General features: G+C 66.2%; 17 protein-coding genes. 13 read left to right on the top strand and 4 right to left on the bottom strand.

What is annotated here, in order from left to right:
* Positions 1–18: 18 nt before the first annotated feature.
* From fabI to ROH8110_RS11145, 8 genes are all read left to right on the top strand, one after another.
* Positions 19–825: an enoyl-ACP reductase FabI gene (fabI, locus tag ROH8110_RS11110; protein WP_085817880.1), complete on the top strand. Its 807-nt coding sequence runs from the start codon at positions 19–21 to the stop codon at positions 823–825.
* Between the two features lie 11 nt (positions 826–836).
* The gene (locus ROH8110_RS11115; RefSeq protein WP_085817881.1) at positions 837–1,445 is read left to right on the top strand and encodes a LysE family translocator; all 609 of its coding nucleotides are present in this window, start codon (positions 837–839) and stop codon (positions 1,443–1,445) included.
* Positions 1,446–1,469: 24 nt separating this feature from the next.
* Entirely contained in the window at positions 1,470–1,970 is a 501-nt protein-coding gene (gene gpt / locus ROH8110_RS11120; RefSeq protein ID WP_085817882.1) for a xanthine phosphoribosyltransferase, read from the top strand.
* 30 nt (positions 1,971–2,000) lie between these two features.
* Positions 2,001–3,206: an aminotransferase gene (locus ROH8110_RS11125; protein ID WP_085817883.1), complete on the top strand. Its 1,206-nt coding sequence runs from the start codon at positions 2,001–2,003 to the stop codon at positions 3,204–3,206.
* Between the two features lie 45 nt (positions 3,207–3,251).
* A complete protein-coding gene (locus ROH8110_RS11130) occupies positions 3,252–5,093 on the top strand; it encodes a peptidyl-prolyl cis-trans isomerase (RefSeq protein WP_085817884.1) in 1,842 nt (613 codons plus the stop codon).
* A gap of 11 nt (positions 5,094–5,104) precedes the next feature.
* Complete coding sequence (gene trpE, locus ROH8110_RS11135; RefSeq protein WP_085817885.1) at positions 5,105–6,616, top strand: anthranilate synthase component I; 1,512 nt, start codon at positions 5,105–5,107, stop codon at positions 6,614–6,616.
* Positions 6,617–6,709: 93 nt separating this feature from the next.
* Positions 6,710–7,324: a rhodanese-like domain-containing protein gene (locus tag ROH8110_RS11140; RefSeq protein ID WP_085817886.1), complete on the top strand. Its 615-nt coding sequence runs from the start codon at positions 6,710–6,712 to the stop codon at positions 7,322–7,324.
* Between the two features lie 39 nt (positions 7,325–7,363).
* Positions 7,364–7,924 carry a pseudouridine synthase gene (locus ROH8110_RS11145; RefSeq protein ID WP_085817887.1) on the top strand — a complete coding sequence of 187 codons (561 nt, stop codon included), beginning with the start codon at positions 7,364–7,366 and terminating at the stop codon, positions 7,922–7,924.
* A 12-nt stretch (positions 7,925–7,936) separates the two neighbouring features.
* Here ROH8110_RS11145 and ROH8110_RS11150 read toward each other — a convergent pair whose 3' ends face one another.
* Together ROH8110_RS11150 and ROH8110_RS11155 are read right to left on the bottom strand one after the other, a co-directional pair.
* Entirely contained in the window at positions 7,937–8,431 is a 495-nt protein-coding gene (locus ROH8110_RS11150) for a hypothetical protein (protein ID WP_245962836.1), read from the bottom strand.
* A 106-nt stretch (positions 8,432–8,537) separates the two neighbouring features.
* On the bottom strand, positions 8,538–10,112 hold the full coding sequence (locus ROH8110_RS11155) for a divergent polysaccharide deacetylase family protein (protein WP_245962837.1): 1,575 nt from the start codon (positions 10,110–10,112) through the stop codon (positions 8,538–8,540).
* A gap of 125 nt (positions 10,113–10,237) precedes the next feature.
* Between ROH8110_RS11155 and ROH8110_RS11160 the strand changes: the two genes are divergently transcribed.
* Genes ROH8110_RS11160 through ROH8110_RS11180 form a run of 5 tightly spaced genes read left to right on the top strand, consistent with a single transcriptional unit; the run spans position 10,238 to position 14,340 of the window.
* Positions 10,238–10,819 (top strand): anthranilate synthase component II, encoded by a 582-nt coding sequence (locus ROH8110_RS11160; RefSeq protein WP_085817889.1) that lies wholly within the window; start codon positions 10,238–10,240, stop codon positions 10,817–10,819.
* Entirely contained in the window at positions 10,816–11,838 is a 1,023-nt protein-coding gene (trpD, locus tag ROH8110_RS11165; protein WP_085817890.1) for an anthranilate phosphoribosyltransferase, read from the top strand. The genes ROH8110_RS11160 and trpD overlap by 4 nt, the downstream gene beginning before the upstream one ends.
* Positions 11,835–12,650 (top strand): indole-3-glycerol phosphate synthase TrpC, encoded by an 816-nt coding sequence (gene trpC / locus ROH8110_RS11170; RefSeq protein ID WP_085817891.1) that lies wholly within the window; start codon positions 11,835–11,837, stop codon positions 12,648–12,650. The genes trpD and trpC overlap by 4 nt, the downstream gene beginning before the upstream one ends.
* Entirely contained in the window at positions 12,650–13,126 is a 477-nt protein-coding gene (moaC, locus tag ROH8110_RS11175) for a cyclic pyranopterin monophosphate synthase MoaC (RefSeq protein ID WP_085817892.1), read from the top strand. The genes trpC and moaC overlap by 1 nt, the downstream gene beginning before the upstream one ends.
* Positions 13,127–13,167: 41 nt before the next feature.
* On the top strand, positions 13,168–14,340 hold the full coding sequence (locus ROH8110_RS11180) for a molybdopterin molybdotransferase MoeA (protein ID WP_085817893.1): 1,173 nt from the start codon (positions 13,168–13,170) through the stop codon (positions 14,338–14,340).
* Between the two features lie 115 nt (positions 14,341–14,455).
* Here the strand turns inward: ROH8110_RS11180 and speB are convergent, their stop codons facing one another.
* Together speB and ROH8110_RS11190 are read right to left on the bottom strand one after the other, a co-directional pair.
* A complete protein-coding gene (speB, locus tag ROH8110_RS11185; protein WP_085817894.1) occupies positions 14,456–15,433 on the bottom strand; it encodes an agmatinase in 978 nt (325 codons plus the stop codon).
* Between the two features lie 35 nt (positions 15,434–15,468).
* A complete protein-coding gene (locus tag ROH8110_RS11190) occupies positions 15,469–16,632 on the bottom strand; it encodes a M20 aminoacylase family protein (protein ID WP_085817895.1) in 1,164 nt (387 codons plus the stop codon).
* Positions 16,633–16,652 lie beyond the last annotated feature (20 nt).

The raw sequence follows: 16,652 nt of genomic DNA on the forward strand, positions 1-16,652 counted from the left end.
TTGGGCCGAGGTCAAGAAATGTCAAATTCACTGATGGCGGGAAAGCGCGGCCTGATCATGGGCCTTGCAAATGACAAGTCGATCGCCTGGGGTATCGCCAAGGCATGCGCCGATGCGGGCGCCGAGCTTGCGTTCTCCTATCAGGGCGAGGCACTGAAGAAACGGGTCGGCCCGCTGGCCGAGCAGCTTGGCTCCACGGTCGTGCTGCCCTGCGATGTCGGCGACATGGATTCGGTCGAGGCGCTGTTCGCCGAGCTGGAAAAGACATGGGGCAAGCTCGACTTCGTCGTTCACGCCATCGGCTTCTCGGACAAGAGCGAACTGCGCGGCCGATATGTCGATACCAGCCGTGACAATTTCCTCAACACGATGGACATCTCAGTCTATTCCTTCACCGCCATCGCGCAGCGTGCCGAAAAGATCATGGCCGAGGGCGGTGCCATGCTGACCCTGACCTATTACGGCGCCGAACAGGTCATGCCGCATTACAACGTCATGGGTGTTGCCAAGGCCGCGCTCGAAGCCAGCGTGATGTATCTGGCCGAGGATCTGGGCAAGGACGGCATTCGCGTCAACGCCATCAGCGCCGGGCCGATCAAGACCCTGGCCGCCAGCGGCATCGGCGATTTCCGCTATATCCTGAAATGGAATGAACTGAATTCGCCGCTGCGCCGCAACGTGACCACCGAGGACGTCGGCAAGGCCGCGCTTTACCTGCTCAGCGATCTGGGCAGCGGCACCACGGGCGAGGTCCTGCATGTGGATGCCGGGTATCACGTCGTCGGCATGAAGGCCGTGGACGCGCCCGACATCGACAAGACCTGACCGTCGCGTCGATGCCGGAATTGATCGACATCACCGCCCTGCTCGCCTTCAACCTGGCCATCATGGGTGCGCTGGTCTCGCCCGGACCAGCCCTGCTCGCGATGCTGCGCACGGCGCTTGGCGCCGGGCGGCGCGCGGGCTTCCTCTGCGGGCTCGGGCTGGCCTTCGGCGCGACGCTCTGGAGCCTGCTCGCAGTTCTGGGACTGAGCGCGATCTTTGCTGTCGCGCCCTGGGCCTTTGTTGCGCTCAAGATCGCGGGCGGGCTTTATCTTGCGTGGTTCGCCTTCATGCTCTGGCGTCAGGCCGATCGCCCCGCACAGGCAGACCTGCCCGGCGGGCTCAGCGGCTTTCGCCTCGGGCTGGTCACAAACCTCGCCAATCCCAAGGCAGTGGTCTTCATCGCGGCGATCTTCACCACCGTCTTTCCGGCCATGCCGACCGGCGCCGAGGCCGTGCTGGTTGTGCTCAATCACCTGGCGCTCGAAATCCTGTTCTACAGCCTTCTGACGGTAGGCCTCGGAATTGCCGCGGTCCGCATCGTCTATCTCAAGTGCAAAGCCCTGTTCGACCGCGCCGCCGCCGCCCTTCTGGGGGTGATGGCGCTGCGCATCGCCACCTGACGCCAGCCTGAAAGGACACCTCTCATGACCGACCGCCTGCCGCACGAAAAGGGCTTCCATGTCAGCTGGGACCAGATTCACCGCGACGCCCGCGCCCTGGCGTGGCGGCTTCAGGATGTCGCCCCCGAAAACGGCGAATGGCGCGCCGTGGTCGCGATCACCCGTGGCGGCATGGCCCCGGCGATGATCGTCGCGCGCGAACTCGACATCCGCACCGTCGATACGATCAGCGTGAAATCCTACAACCATCAGACCCAGGCCGCCGCGCAGGTCATCAAATCGCCCGACAGCGCCCTCGTCGGCGATGGCGAAGGCGTGCTCATCGTCGATGACCTCGTCGATACCGGACGCACGCTCGAAGTGGTGCGCAAGCTGATGCCCAAGGCCCATGTGGCGACGGTCTATGCAAAACCGATGGGCCGGGACATGGTCGATACCTTCGTGACCGAGGTCAGCCAGGACACCTGGATCTTCTTCCCGTGGGACATGGCGCTGCAATATGTCGAACCCTATCGCGGCGCCTGAGCGAATCACGCGCCCCAACCGGAGACCCGCATGACAACCCTGCCCCGCACCGCGACCACCTTTGCGCCTCCGGTGATGGAAGCGCGCCGCTGGCTCGAAGGGGTGACGTTCCCGCCCGAGCGCCCGCTGATCAATGTCAGCCAGGCCGCGCCGCTCGACCCGCCGCCCGACGCCCTGCGCCAGGTGATCGCCGAAGCCGCGCTTTCGGACCCGCAGGCGCATCTTTACGGCCCGGTCCTGGGCCGGCCCGATCTGCGCGCGGAAGTCGCGACACAATGGAGCAGCGCCTATGGTGGCACTATTTCGGACACGCAGGTCGCCATCACGTCAGGCTGCAACCAGGCGTTCTGCGCCGCCATGGTCACGCTCTGCGCCGAGGGCGACGAGATAATCCTCCCGACGCCCTGGTATTTCAATCACAAGATGTGGCTCGACATGATCGGCGTCCACACCACGCCGCTGCCCGCCGGGGCCGAGCTTCTGCCCGATCCGGACGAGGCCGCGCGCCGCATCACCCCCCGCACCCGCGCCATCGTGCTTGTGACCCCCAACAATCCCGGCGGCGTCGAATATCCCGCCGACCTGGTCCGCGCCTTCTACATGCTGGCCAAGGAGCGTGGCCTTGCGCTGGTGATCGACGAGACCTACCGCGATTTCGACGCCCGTTCCGGCGCGCCGCACGATCTTTTCACCGATCCCGACTGGGCCGACACGCTGATCCAGCTTTATTCCTTTTCCAAGGCCTACCGGCTGACCGGCCACCGTGTCGGCGCGATGGTCGCCGGCCCGGACCGTCTGGCCGAGGCCGAAAAGTTCCTCGACAGTGTCACCATCTGCCCCAACCAGCTGGGCCAGATCGCGGCGCTCTGGGGGATGCGCAACCTTGGCCAGTGGCTGGCGGGTGAGCGCGCCGAGATCCTCGACCGGCGCGCCGCGATCCACGACAACATGCCCGCCATCACAGAGCAGGGCTGGGAACTGATGGGCTGCGGCGCCTATTTCGCCTATCTGCGTCACCCCTTCGCGATGGCCTCGGATGAACTGGCCCGGAAACTGGTGCAGGAGGCCGGAATCCTTCTGTTGCCCGGCACCATGTTCCAGCCCGCGGGCGCGCCTTCGGCCGCGCAGGAACTGCGCCTCGCCTTCGCCAATGTCGACCGCGGCGAAATCGGCAGCCTGTTCGCGCGGCTGGCGGGGCTTGGCTGGCCTCTTGCTCCTCAGACGGCCAGCGCGTAGACAGTCCCGAACCTTAATGTTCCAAGCCGTCTGACAGGGGGCCGCATGGCAGCCAGAAGCATCTCGAAAACGCTTGTGTGGATCCTGATGGGTCTGTTGATCCTCGGTCTCGGGGGCTTTGGCGCAACCAATTTCTCGGGCTCCGTCTCGAATGTGGGCCGGGTCGGCGATGCCGAGATACCGGTCGACGATTACGCCCGCGCCCTCCAGAACGAGATTCGCGCCCGCGAAGCCGAACGCGGCGAGGCGATGACCTTTCAACAGGCCCGCGAACAGGGCATCCCCGACAGGGTTCTTTCCCAACTGGTCGCCACGGCCGCATTCGATCACGAGACCTCGCGCCTCGGCATCTCGATCGGCGATGAGAACCTGCGCGATCAGATCGTGGATATTCAGGCATTTCAGGGGATCAACGGCAATTTCGACCGCGAGGCCTACAAGTTCGCGCTGGATCGCGCCGGTCTGAGCGAATCCGAGTTCGAGGACGACATGCGCCGCGAAACCGCCCGCGCGCTCGTTCAAAGCGCCGCAATGTCCGGCCTCGCCATGCCCGAAAGCTACAAGGACACGCTGCTGACCTATCTCGCCGAGGAGCGCGACGTCACCTTCGCGACTCTGGGGCGCGCCGATCTGGCGACCGGCCTGCCGGAACCTACCGAGGAAGAGCTGCGCGCCTATCACCAGAGCCACCTGCCGCAGTTCACCACGCCCGAAACCAAGCGCATCGCCTATGCCCTGCTGACGCCCGAGATGATCATCGACAGCGTCGAGGTGGATGAACAGACCCTGCGCGAGGCCTATGACGACCAGATCGAGGAATTCCGCCAGCCCGAACGTCGGCTTGTGGAACGGCTAGCCTTCCCCGACACCGCGGCCGCCGAGGCCGCTCTGGAACGGATCGAAAGCGGCGATGCCGATTTTGAAACCCTGGTCTCGGAACGTGGCCTCGATCTTGTGGATGTCGACCTCGGTGACGTTGCGCGCGACGATCTCGGCGCGGCGGCCGATCCGGTCTTTGCCGCCGAAGCGGGCAACGTGATCGGTCCGATCGACACAGATCTCGGCCCGGCCCTGTTTCGCATCAACGCGGTCCTCGCCGCGCAGGAAACCACCTTTGAAGAGGCGGAGCCGACCCTGCGCGATGCGCTGGCAGGCGACCGCGCCCGCCGCGTGATCGACAACAGCGTGGGGCGCATCGACGACCTTCTGGCAGGCGGCGCCACCATCGAGGACCTCGCGGCCGAAACCGACATGCAGGGCGGCACGATCGACTGGCATCCCGGCGTGACCGAAGACATCGGCGCCTATGACGCCTTCCGCGAGGCCGCTGCGCAAGTCACCACGGATGATTATCCCGAGATCATTCAACTGGGCGATGGCGGCATCTTCGCGATGCGCCTCGAACAGGTGATCGAGCCCGAGATCCAGCCGCTCGAAAGCGTGCGCGACGCGGTGCGCGCCGGTTGGCGCGAACAGGCCACTGTGGCCGCGCTCAAGGAACAGGCCCTGGGGCAGCTCGACGAGCTGCGCAGCGGTGCCGATTTCGCCGATCTGGGTCTCTCGCCGCGCACTGCCGAAGGGCTGACCCGCCAGGGTTTTCAGCCCGACACGCCTCCGGCCTTCATCGAAACGGTGTTCGGGATGGATAGCGGCGATGTAACCCTCCTCGAAGGCGATGCGCGCGTGTTCATCATCCGCGTCGACGCGATCCGCCCGCCGGCCACCGACAGCGAGGATCTTGAGCGCCTGCGCGGCGCGCTTGACGAACAGGCCGCCTCTGGTCTGGCGCAGGACATCTACCAGATGCTCGCCGCAGACATCCGCCAGCGCGCCGGGATCGAGATCGACCAGCAGGCGATCAACGCCGTTCATTCGAACTTCCAGTAAGGGGCGCAGCGGTGGAACTGACACCAGGGTTCGATACATTCGCCAAGGGCTACGAGGCCGGGCAGAACCAGGTGGTCTATGCCCGCCTCGCTGCCGATCTCGACACGCCGGTGTCGCTGATGCTCAAGCTGACGGGTGCGGCGCGTGACGCCTTCATGCTGGAATCCGTCACCGGCGGCGAAATCCGCGGGCGCTATTCGATCATCGGCATGAAACCCGACCTGGTCTGGCAATGCCACGGCACCACCAGCCGCATCAACCGGCACGCCCGCTATGACAGCGACAGTTTCGAGTCCCAGGAAGGTCACCCGCTCGACAACCTGCGCGCGCTGATCGCCGAAAGCCGCATCGACCTGCCCGAAGACCTCCCCGCCGCCAGCGCCGGGCTGTTCGGTTATCTGGGCTATGACATGATCCGGCTGGTCGAAAACCTGCCCAACGTCAACCCCGACCCGCTCGGCGTGCCCGACGCGCTGATGATGCGGCCTTCGGTGATCGCGGTTCTGGATGGCGTGAAGGGCGACGTGATCGTGGTTGCGCCCGCCTGGGCGGGTTCGGGCCAGTCGGCCCGCGCCGCCTATGCGCAGGCCGCCGAACGGGTGATGGACGCCGTGCGCGATCTTGACCGCGCCCTGCCCCGGCAGGCCCGCAATCTTGGCGACCCCAGCGAAGATGCGCCGCCGGTGTCGAACTTCACCCATGAGGGCTACAAGGCCGCCGTCGAGAAGGCCAAGGAATATATCCGAGCCGGTGACATCTTTCAGGTCGTGCCCAGCCAGCGCTGGTCCCAGCCCTTCCGCCAGCCGCCTTTCGCGCTCTATCGCTCGCTGCGGCGCACCAACCCGTCGCCCTTCATGTTCTACTTCAATTTCGGCGGCTTCCAGGTGATCGGCGCCAGCCCCGAGATCCTCGTGCGCGTGATGGGCGGCGAAGTCACGATCCGCCCCATCGCAGGCACCCGCCCGCGTGGCGCAACCCCCGAAGAGGACCGCGCCAACGAGGCCGATCTTCTGGCCGATCCCAAGGAACAGGCCGAGCACCTGATGCTGCTCGACCTCGGGCGTAACGATGTCGGGCGCGTCGCCCGCATCGGCAGCGTCCACCCGACCGAGGAATTCATCATCGAGCGCTACAGCCACGTCATGCACATCGTCTCGAACGTGGTGGGCGAACTCGCACCCGATCAGGACGCGCTGTCTGCGCTTCTGGCGGGTCTGCCCGCGGGCACCGTATCGGGTGCGCCCAAGGTGCGCGCGATGGAGATCATCGACGAGCTCGAGCCCGAGAAACGCGGTGTCTATGGTGGCGGCGTCGGTTATTTCAGCGCCGGTGGCGACATGGATGTCTGCATCGCGCTGCGCACCGCCGTGGTGAAGGACGAGCAGCTCTACATCCAGGCAGGCGGCGGCGTGGTCTTCGACAGCGACGCCGAGGCCGAGTACATGGAAACAGTCCACAAATCCAACGCCATTCGCCGCGCCGCGGCCGATGCTGCCCGGTTCAGCGGCGACGGGAACGACTGAGGGCGCCTTGATTCAGGTCAAGGATCGCACCGACATGCGCCGATAGACAGACATTCGCATTCCAAAACGCGAATATCTGGAAAAGGAAACCGCATGACCCCCATCACACGCCTTCTGGCCCTGCCCGCCCTGGCGCTCGGCCTCAGCCTTGCGCTGCCTGCGGCCACATTCGCAGACAGTCAGGCTGCGATCATCGCCACTTCGGTTGTCGAGTCCGAGCTGCCCGAGAAAAAGGTCAACACCAAGGGCCTTTACATCACCGCCGCCGAATCGATCGCCCTGCTTGAAGCACGCGACGATGTCGCCCTCATCGACATCCGCAGCCCCGAGGAGACCATGTTCGTCGGTTACGCCAGCGAAACCGATATGAATATTCCCTTCAAACTGGTAGATCCGGCCCACCCGTTCAACGCCAAGAAAAACGCCTATGGCATGATCGACAATCCGGATTTCCTCGAGGATATGAAGAGCTTCATCGCCGCCAACGACCCGTCGGCGGTCCTGATCATCTGCCGCTCGGGTGCGCGCAGTGCCCGCGCCGTCGATGCGCTGGCCGAGGCCGGCGTCGAAACCCCCGCCTATACCGTTGTTGACGGTTTCGAGGGCGACAAGTCCGAGACCGGTCAGCGCACCGTCAACGGCTGGAAGAATGTCGGCGGCGACTGGACCTACAAGCTGCGCGCCGGGTTGCTGCCCGCCGATCAGTAACTGCTTGCCAGCCATGGCGCCCTCGGGCATCAGGGCGCCATGGCCCGGCTCATCCTGTTCAACAAACCCTTCGGCGTGCTGTCACAGTTCACCGATAGCGGCAATACCAACAGCCCGCGCGCGACCCTGTCGCAATATATCGACCTGCCCGGCGTCTACCCCGCAGGGCGGCTGGACCGGGACAGCGAAGGGCTGCTGATCCTCACCGATGACGGCAAACTCCAGGCGCGCATCGCAAGCCCCCGTTTCAAAACCCGGAAAACCTATCTCGTGCAGGTCGAGGGGCTGCCCGACGACGCAGCCATTGCGGCGCTGCGCGACGGCGTCACCCTCAATGACGGGCCGACCCGACCGGCACGGGTGCGCCGCATCGAAACGCCCGACCTCTGGGAACGCACGCCTCCGGTGCGATTTCGCAAATCGGTCCCCGATTGCTGGCTTGAAATCATCATTACCGAGGGGCGCAATCGTCAGGTCCGGCGCATGACAGCCCATGTGGGGCATCCCACGCTCAGGCTGGTGCGCTGGCGGGTGGGCGAGTGGTCGCTTGACGGGCTCGCGCCGGGCACATGGGCCGACGCCGCGCCCCGCTTGTCCTGAGGCGCCAGGCCTTCAGTAGCGTCCGATCTGGAAATTCTTGATCTCCGACAGCACCTTGCCCTGCCCGTCGATCGCCTTGAGATCCACGGTGTAAAGGTTCCCGCGCCCGCCCGAACAGGGCGGCAGATATCCGGGGCTGGCGTACTTGCCGGTTGATTTCGCCGCCGCGATCACCTGCGCACCGCCCGGCAGGCTGGCCGTCATCCCCGGCACCGCAGGCAGGTCAGTGACCGCGCCCCGCACCGGAAAGGCAATCGTGCCATGCCCGCCATTGCGCGACAGCGGCTTGTAGCTCTTGTCATTGAAATAGGCGACGATGAAACGCGCGCCCGCCGGAATTCCCGACACGCGCATCGGCGGCGTCGCGCCATTGCCGCCATGCAACTTGCAATGCTGGCCCGCAGGCACCTTCTTTCCATCCCATCCGCCGACCAGCTGGGCGCTCATCTCGGCCAGCGCCGGGCCTGCGCTCATCAAAAGGATCAAGGCGGTCGTTGCGATTTTCATACTGATACTCCTCAACTCTCCAAAGCGCACCCAAGCGGCGCCCACGAGTTGAGCTTACAGTCTGGATCGCGAACCGCAAAGCCCGCATACCGGGCGCAGCTTCGCGTCACTCGGCCAGCAACACCGCCGAGACCGGCGCCAGCGCAACCCGGTTGGCACGATCCTGCAGGCCCCAGAGCAACAGCGCGCTGATCGTGTCGGGACGCAAGCGTCCCACCATGATCACGCCGTTCTCTTCCTGCCCGGCCCGAAACGCGGCCTGGTCCAGAAAGCGGCGGATCGCGGAACCATCCTGCCCCTGAGCATCGAAATCCCGGAACACAGCCGCCGATGGCACCCCTGCCTTGGCCGCCAGCCGCTGCGACGTGTTCAGCCCCTCGGGGAACATCACCAGGCCATGACCGCTCGCAAGCAGGATCTCGGCCAGCTGCTGGCTGGCCGGACGGTTGGATTGCAGCTCATTGCCCGGCGCTTCCATGACCGCCACCGCCTCGGGAACAGCGTTCAGAAAGGCCTGCATCGCCACTTCGGTGTCGCCTGCGGTGGCGTTCTCGGGCATGTCGGCCATCGCCAGCACCTCAAGCCCCGCCGCGCGATACGCTCGTGCGCGCTGCAATGCGCCATTCCAGGACGCATCCACCGCCACGCTGATCGGATAGGGAAAATCCGCCAGCGCCGACGGGCCGACCGGCCCTTCACCGTCGTCGATCAAGATGATCGACATCAGCGGCTTGCCCTCTGGGTTCTCGAAGGGCGCGGCAAAGCGTTCAAGCGGCGGGCGCGTGTCCTCGGCCTCTGCAGCCTCGCCAGTCTCCGCATCAGGTGCTTCGGACGCATCCGATTCGGCACCTTCCGGCGCCGGGCGCAGCGAAGGCAGGCGGTCCGTGGTGACGCCGGGCGCAAGATTGTCGATCGTCCCCGAGGGCGCGGGGGCGTCATCCTCTTGCGTCTGCGGCGCAGCTTTGGCGTCCTCGTCCGGCGCGGAATCACCCGCATCAGGTGCGGCCGGGGTCTCTGCCATCTCGTGGCTGGCCTCCTCGGCGGGAACATCGGCCACCTCGGGCGCGGCTTCGGCCTCGACATCGGCCTCCCCTTGCGCCGCGCTCCCAGCCTCCGGCTCAGGCGCCGTCTCGGGCGCTGGTTCGGCCGGCGGCGCGGTCTCGGCCTCGGGTGCCGCCTCCGGCTTGGCGAACGCTCCGCTTTCGGACTCGATAGCAGGTTGGACCGGCTGGGCAGGTTCGGTCGAAATCGACAGATCCTCCTCGCTGGCCGGGGCATCAGGCACCAGCGCCTGAGGACTCGGCAGGACCGGGCTCTCGCTCTCCACCTCGACACCGGGGCTTGCATCGCCGCTGCCGGGAGCCGCCATTCCGTCCTCGCCTCCACCGGTCTCGGGTTGCCCGGCGGGGGTGGTGTCTGCATCCTCCATGGCACTCAGATCATCAGGCTCCGGCGCCGCCACCTTGGGCGCGCCCGCCCCTTCGGGCGTCGGATCGAGCATGGGCAGATCGGCCTCGCGATCCTCGCGCGACTGGTCGAATTCAGACCCCGCAGGCACATCCAGCGCCGTCGCCTCAGGGGTGCGCGTCTTCGGCAGCGGACTCGTCAAAGAGACCGCCCCGGCCACCACGCCCGAGACCACGATTCCTGTCAAAAAGCCCCAGAAAGTCCCGCCTGCCACTGCGTCGCCCCCTTAATTCCCTGTTTCTCAGCTATGCGCCCCTTGACGGTGCCGCGCAAGCCTGAACATGTATAGCCCGACCCCCGCAAGGCGCTCCAGCCCCCATTGCCGCAAGGACAGGCGAAATGCTGCTTCTGATAGATAACTACGACAGTTTCACCTACAATCTGGTGCATTATGTCGGTGAATTGGGCGCAGAGGTTGTGGTGAAACGCAACGACGCCCTCGATGTGCAGCAGGCAATGGCGATGAACCCGGCGGGCATCCTGCTCTCTCCCGGCCCCTGCGATCCCGACCAGGCCGGCATCTGCCTTGCCCTGACCGCGGCCGCCGCGGAAACCGGCACGCCGCTTCTGGGCGTTTGCCTCGGCCACCAGACCATCGGCCAGGCCTTCGGCGGCAAGGTCGTGCGCCATTCCGAGATCGTCCACGGCAAGATGGGCCGCATGCACCACAGCGGCACCGGCATCTTCGCCGGTCTTCCCTCGCCCTTCCAGGCCACGCGGTATCACTCGCTGGTTGTCGAACGCGAGACCTGCCCCGAGGAACTCGAAATCACCGCGGCGCTCGAGGATGGCACGATCATGGGCCTGCAACACCGCTCGCTGCCGATCCACGGCGTCCAGTTCCATCCTGAATCGATCGCATCCGAACATGGCCATGCGCTGCTCAGGAATTTCCTCGACCTGATGAAGGTGCCCGCATGAGCGACCGCCTCAAACCGCTGATCGGCGCCGCCGCCGAACGTCCGCTGACCCGTGACGAGGCCGAACAGGCCTTTGCCTGCCTCTTCGAGGGCGAGGCCACGCCCGCGCAGATGGGCGGCTTCCTGATGGCGCTGCGCACTCGCGGCGAGACAGTGGACGAATTCGCCGCCGCCGCCGCTGTGATGCGCGCCAAATGCAACAAGGTCACCGCGCCCGCAGGGGCGATCGACATCGTCGGTACCGGCGGCGACGGCAAGGGTACGCTCAACATCTCGACCGCCGCCGCCTTCGTGGTGGCGGGCGCGGGCGTGCCGGTGGCAAAGCACGGGAACCGCAACCTCTCGTCCAAATCCGGCGCGGCGGATGCGCTCGGCCAGATGGGCATCAACGTGATGGTCGGCCCCGAGATCGTCGAACGCGCGCTGGCCCGTGTTGGGATCGCCTTCATGATGGCGCCGATGCATCACCCCGCGATGGCCCATGTCGGCCCGGTGCGCGCCGAGCTGGGCACCCGCACCATCTTCAACATTCTCGGCCCCCTGACCAACCCGGCGGGCGTCAAAAGACAATTGACCGGCGCCTTCGCGCGCGACCTGATCCGCCCGATGGCCGAGACGCTGGGACAGCTCGGTTCCGAGTGCGCCTGGCTGGTGCACGGCTCGGACGGCACAGACGAGATGACCATCACCGGGGTCACCTGGGTTGCCCAGCTGGGTGAGAATGGTTACGTCACTGAGGTCGAAATGCATCCCGAGGAGTTCGGCCTGCCGGTGCATCCGTTCGAGGACATCCTCGGCGGCACGCCCGACCAGAACGCAAAAGCCCTTCGGGCGCTGCTGAACGGCCAGCCCGGCGCTTATCGCGACGCGGTTCTGTTGAATGCCGCCGCTGCCCTCGTGGTCGCGGGTCACGCCGGGGATGTGCGCGAAGGCGTTGCCCAGGCCGCCGAAAGCATCGACAGCGGCAGCGCGCGCGACAAGATCGAAACCCTGGCCAAAGTTACATCGGAGGCCGCATGAGCACGCCCACCATCCTCGACAAGATCAAGGCCTACAAGCTGGACGAGATCGCCGCAGCCAAGGCCGAACGCCCCTTCGAAGAGATCGAGGCGGCAGCGCGCGAGGCCGATCCCGTGCGCCCCTTCGCCGACGCCCTGCTGCAAGCCAGCAAGCAGGGCTACGGCCTGATCGCCGAAATCAAGAAGGCCAGCCCCTCCAAGGGCCTCATCCGCGAAGATTTCGACCCCGCCGCTCTGGCGCAGGCGTACGAGGCGGGTGGCGCCACCTGCCTCAGTGTGCTGACCGACGCGCCCAGCTTTCAGGGCGCCCCCGAATTCCTTGGCCAGGCGCGCACCGCATGTGCATTGCCGGTGCTGCGCAAGGACTTCATGTATGACCCCTACCAGGTGGCCGAGGCCCGCGCATGGGGGGCCGATTGCATCCTGATCATCATGGCCTCGGTCGATGACACCCAGGCCGCCGAGCTTGAATCGGCGGCGCATGACTGGGGCATGGATGCGCTGATCGAAGTGCATGACCAGCAGGAACTGGAACGTGCCGAGCGGCTCTCGTCGCAGCTGATCGGTATCAACAATCGCGATCTCAACACCTTCGAGACCTCGCTCGACACCACACGCAAACTTTCGAAACTGGTGCCCGAGGGTCGGATGATCGTCTGCGAAAGCGGCCTGTCCACCCCCAAGGAACTGTCGGACATGGCGATGTATGGCGCGCGCTGCTTTCTGATCGGCGAATCCCTCATGCGAGAGGACGACGTCGCCAATGCGACCCGCGCGCTTCTGGCCAACCCGCTCACTGCAGGGGGCATGTGATGGCGGGTGGCCTCACCCATTTCGACGCCGAGGGCCAGGCCCATATGGTCGATGTGTCGGACAAGGACGTGACCGCGCGCGTGGCGGTGGCCGAAGGCCATATCATCATGGCCGCACCCACCTTCGCCACCATCTCAGAGGGCCGCGCCAAGAAGGGCGACGTGCTCTCTGTCGCGCGCCTCGCCGGGATCATGGGCGCCAAGAAGACGGCCGACCTCATCCCCCTCTGCCACCCACTGCCGGTGACCAGGGTCGCGGTCGACCTCACTCTCGATCCCGACCTGCCCGGCGTGCGCATCACCGCCACCGTCAAGACCACCGGCCAGACCGGCGTCGAGATGGAAGCGCTCACCGCCGTCAGCACCGCCGCCCTGACCGTCTATGACATGGTCAAGGCAATCGACAAGGCGATGCAGATCGGTGGCATCCGCGTGACCCTCAAGGATGGCGGCGCATCGGGCCGCTACGAGGCCTGACAGGCGGCCCGCGCCGCGCTTCATCAGAGGAACAGCACAGCATGATCACTGTCGACGAGGCTCTCGATCACCTGTTCTCGCTGGTGTCGCCGCTAGACACCGAAACCGTGCCCCTGGCCGAAGCCTCGGGTCGCGTGCTGGCGCAGGATGCGCTGGCGACGCGCGACCAGCCGCCCTTCGCGGCGTCTGCCATGGATGGCTACGCGATGTGCGGCGCAGCGGTGCGCCCGGGCGCGGAATTCACGGTGATCGGCGAATCCGCCGCGGGGCATGGTTTTGACGGCGCCCTCGGACAGGGCGAGGCGCTGCGCATCTTCACCGGCGCGCCCCTGCCCGAAGGCGCCGACCGCGTCGTGATGCAGGAAGACGTCACCCGAAACGGCGATCGCATCACCATTGCCGAGACACTTGGCACGGGCCATCACGTGCGCGCCGCCGGGGCCGATTTCAAGACGGGTGACCGCGTTCCGGCGCCGCGCCGTCTCGGGCCGGCGGATCTCGCGCTCCTCGCGTCGATGAACCTGCCCAGGCTGGTCGTGCGACGCAAGCCGCGCGTGGCGCTGATCTCGACCGGAGACGAGCTGGTGATGCCCGGCGAGACGCCCGGACCGGACCAGATCATCGCCTCCAACACCTTCGGCCTCAAGGCGATGCTGGACGGGCTCGGCGCCGAAGCGCGCATCCTGCCCATTGCCCGCGACACGCGCTCCTCGCTCGAAACCGCCTTCGGGCTGGCAGAGGGCGCGGATCTCGTGATCACCATCGGCGGCGCCTCGGTCGGCGATCACGACATCGTCGGCGCCGTCGCCGCCGGGCTTGGCATGGAACAGGCCTTCTACAAGGTGCGGATGCGCCCCGGAAAGCCGTTGATGGCAGGCCGCATGGGCCAGGCGGCGATGGTCGGCCTGCCGGGCAACCCGGTCTCGGCGCTGGTCTGCGGCCATGTCTTCATCGCCCCGATGATCCGCGCCATGCTCGGCCTTGGCGCCCAACCGGCGCCGCGCCGCAGCGCCCGCCTCGCGCATGATCTGCCACAGGCGGGTCCGCGCGAACATTACATGCGCGCCGATGTGAGCGATGGCCGGATCACCCCCGGCCCCGTGCAGGACAGTGCGCTGCTCTCGGTCCTCGCGAACGCGAACGCCCTGATGATCCGTCCCGCCGACGACCCGCCCCGCCGCGCCGGGGACGTGATCGACTACCTCCCGCTCTGAACGGTTGGGGGCGCTGCCCCCAAACCCCCGAGGTATTTCGAGCCAGATGAAAGGCAGCGTCCCGCGGCTTCATCTTGCCACAAATACTCGCGCCACAGGCCACCGCGGCCAGGCCTCACCCGGTTCGCGATGCGCGCCGCGTCCAGCCCCAGAGACAGATCAGCTCCATCGCCACATGTGCGCCCGCGATCGCCGTGGCGCCGCCCGCATCAAAGGGCGGCGAGACCTCGACCACATCGCCCCCGACAACATCGATTCCGGCAAGGTCGCGCAGGATGATCGCCACCTGCGCGCTGCTCAGGCCGCCCCAGACCGGCGTGCCGGTACCCGGCGCGAAGGCCGGATCGAGGCAGTCGATATCGAAACTCACGTAGACCTGCGCATCGCCCAGGATCGCCTTGATCATGCGCGCCACCTCGGCGGGGCCGCGCTCATGCACCATGCGCGCATCGATGCAATGCAGCCCGAGCGTATTGGGATTAACGGTCCTGATGCCCACCTGGACCGAGCGCGCCGGGTCGATCAGCCCCTCCTTCACCGCCTTGTAGAACATGGTGCCGTGATCCACCCGGTCCATGTCGTCATCCGCCCATGTGTCGGAATGCGCATCGAATTGCAGCAGGGCAAGCGGGCCGAACTTCTCGGCATAGGCCCTGAGAATCGGAAGCGAAATGTAATGATCCCCGCCGAGTGCGATACTGGCCGCCCCCGCCTCGAGTATCGCCCGCACATGCGCCGTCAGCGCGGGAGGGAAATCCGGGATGCTGGCGTAATCGAAGGCCAGATCGCCATGATCGACGATATCGAACTCCTCGAGCGGGCTCATCCCCTCCCAGCCATAAGGCGGGTCGAACACCTGCAGGGCGCTCGCCTCGCGGATCGCGCGCGGCCCAAGTCGCGTGCCGGGGCGGTTGGTGACCGCCTGGTCGAACGGCACGCCGGTCACCGCCAGATCGACGCCCGTCAGATCCTTGGCATAGCGGCGACGCAGGAAGGACAGAGCCCCGCCAAAGCTGTTCTCATAGGACAAACCACGCGAACTCTTACTCGTAAATGCCTGATCTACCTGTGTTTTCGCATCTTCCAGCGCCATTGCCTTCAGCCCTTCGCATTGCCCGGTGACCGGGATTACCCGGCAGGCTGCGCCTCTTCGACAAGCCGTGCGAAAAAGGACGCGCCCACCGGCGCCACAGCATCATTGAAGTCAAACCCCGGCTGATGCAAGCCCGGCCCCTCGCCCTGACCAAGGAACAGGAATGCGCCGGGGCGCGCCTCCAGCATGGCGGCGAAATCCTCGGACCCCATCAAACGGTCGCCATTGGCAAAGACCGCTTCCTCGCCCGCCACGGTGGCCGCGACCCGCGCCGCAAAGGCGGTTTTTTCAGGGTCGTTCACCGTCGGCGGATAGCCCTCTTCATAGCGCAGCACCGCATCCACACCATAGCTTGCTGCCTGCCCCGCGACGATCTCCTCCAGGCGGCGGCGCACCATCGCGCGCACCTCCTTGTCGAAGGTCCTGACCGTGCCGTTCACATAGGCGGTGCCGGGAATCACGTTGTCGGCGCTGCCGGTATGGATCTGGGTGATCGAGATCACCAGATCGTCCAGCGCATAGTTGTTGCGGCTCACGATTGTCTGGATCGCCTGCACCATGCCGCAGGCTGCGACCACCGGATCGCGCGCATCATGCGGCATCGCGCCATGCCCGCCCTGCCCGGTGATGTCGATATGCACCGTGTCGACCGACGCCATGATCGGCCCCGGCGTGGTATGGAACGTCCCTTCGGGCACCCCCGGCGCTGTATGGAGCGCATAGACCTGCGTGATCCCGTAGCGGTCCATGATCCCCGCGTCCACCATCGGCTGCGCGCCTCCCGGCCCTTCTTCGGCGGGCTGAAAGATCAGCGCCACGCGGCCCGTGAAATTGCGCGTTTCGGCCAGGTATTTCGCCGCCCCCAGCAACATCGCGCTATGCCCGTCATGGCCGCAGGCGTGCATCCGCCCCGGCACCGTCGATGCATGCGGCGCACCGGTGGTCTCGGCAATGGGCAGCGCATCGACATCGGCGCGAAGGCCGATGGTCGGCCCCTCGCCCTGCCCCTCGATCAGGGCCACGACGCCCGATTGCGCGATGCCCTCCTCGATCTCGGTGATGCCGAATTCGCGTAGCCGCGCCACCAGGTAGGCGGCCGTCTCGTGGCATTCCAGCCCAAGCTCGGGATGCGCATGCAGATGCCGCCGCCAGCCGGCCATCTCCTCGGCGAACCCGGCGATGCGATTGATCACGGCCATTGGCTGGACTCCTTGCCTGT

The organism is Roseovarius halotolerans, from assembly GCF_900172255.1.
In the GTDB taxonomy this organism is placed as follows: domain Bacteria; phylum Pseudomonadota; class Alphaproteobacteria; order Rhodobacterales; family Rhodobacteraceae; genus Roseovarius; species Roseovarius halotolerans.

Bases quoted from the DNA above. Each gene is read 5' to 3' on its own strand.
- fabI (WP_085817880.1), top strand. From the start codon at position 19: ATGTCAAATTCACTGATGGCGGGAAAGCGCGGCCTGATCATGGGCCTT.
- ROH8110_RS11115 (WP_085817881.1), top strand. From the start codon at position 837: ATGCCGGAATTGATCGACATCACCGCCCTGCTCGCCTTCAACCTGGCC.
- gpt (WP_085817882.1), top strand. From the start codon at position 1,470: ATGACCGACCGCCTGCCGCACGAAAAGGGCTTCCATGTCAGCTGGGAC.
- ROH8110_RS11125 (WP_085817883.1), top strand. From the start codon at position 2,001: ATGACAACCCTGCCCCGCACCGCGACCACCTTTGCGCCTCCGGTGATG.
- ROH8110_RS11130 (WP_085817884.1), top strand. From the start codon at position 3,252: ATGGCAGCCAGAAGCATCTCGAAAACGCTTGTGTGGATCCTGATGGGT.
- ROH8110_RS11140 (WP_085817886.1), top strand. From the start codon at position 6,710: ATGACCCCCATCACACGCCTTCTGGCCCTGCCCGCCCTGGCGCTCGGC.
- ROH8110_RS11145 (WP_085817887.1), top strand. From the start codon at position 7,364: ATGGCCCGGCTCATCCTGTTCAACAAACCCTTCGGCGTGCTGTCACAG.
- ROH8110_RS11150 (WP_245962836.1), bottom strand. From the start codon at position 8,431: ATGAAAATCGCAACGACCGCCTTGATCCTTTTGATGAGCGCAGGCCCG.
- ROH8110_RS11160 (WP_085817889.1), top strand. From the start codon at position 10,238: ATGCTGCTTCTGATAGATAACTACGACAGTTTCACCTACAATCTGGTG.
- trpD (WP_085817890.1), top strand. From the start codon at position 10,816: ATGAGCGACCGCCTCAAACCGCTGATCGGCGCCGCCGCCGAACGTCCG.
- trpC (WP_085817891.1), top strand. From the start codon at position 11,835: ATGAGCACGCCCACCATCCTCGACAAGATCAAGGCCTACAAGCTGGAC.
- moaC (WP_085817892.1), top strand. From the start codon at position 12,650: ATGGCGGGTGGCCTCACCCATTTCGACGCCGAGGGCCAGGCCCATATG.
- ROH8110_RS11180 (WP_085817893.1), top strand. From the start codon at position 13,168: ATGATCACTGTCGACGAGGCTCTCGATCACCTGTTCTCGCTGGTGTCG.
- speB (WP_085817894.1), bottom strand. From the start codon at position 15,433: ATGGCGCTGGAAGATGCGAAAACACAGGTAGATCAGGCATTTACGAGT.
- ROH8110_RS11190 (WP_085817895.1), bottom strand. From the start codon at position 16,632: ATGGCCGTGATCAATCGCATCGCCGGGTTCGCCGAGGAGATGGCCGGC.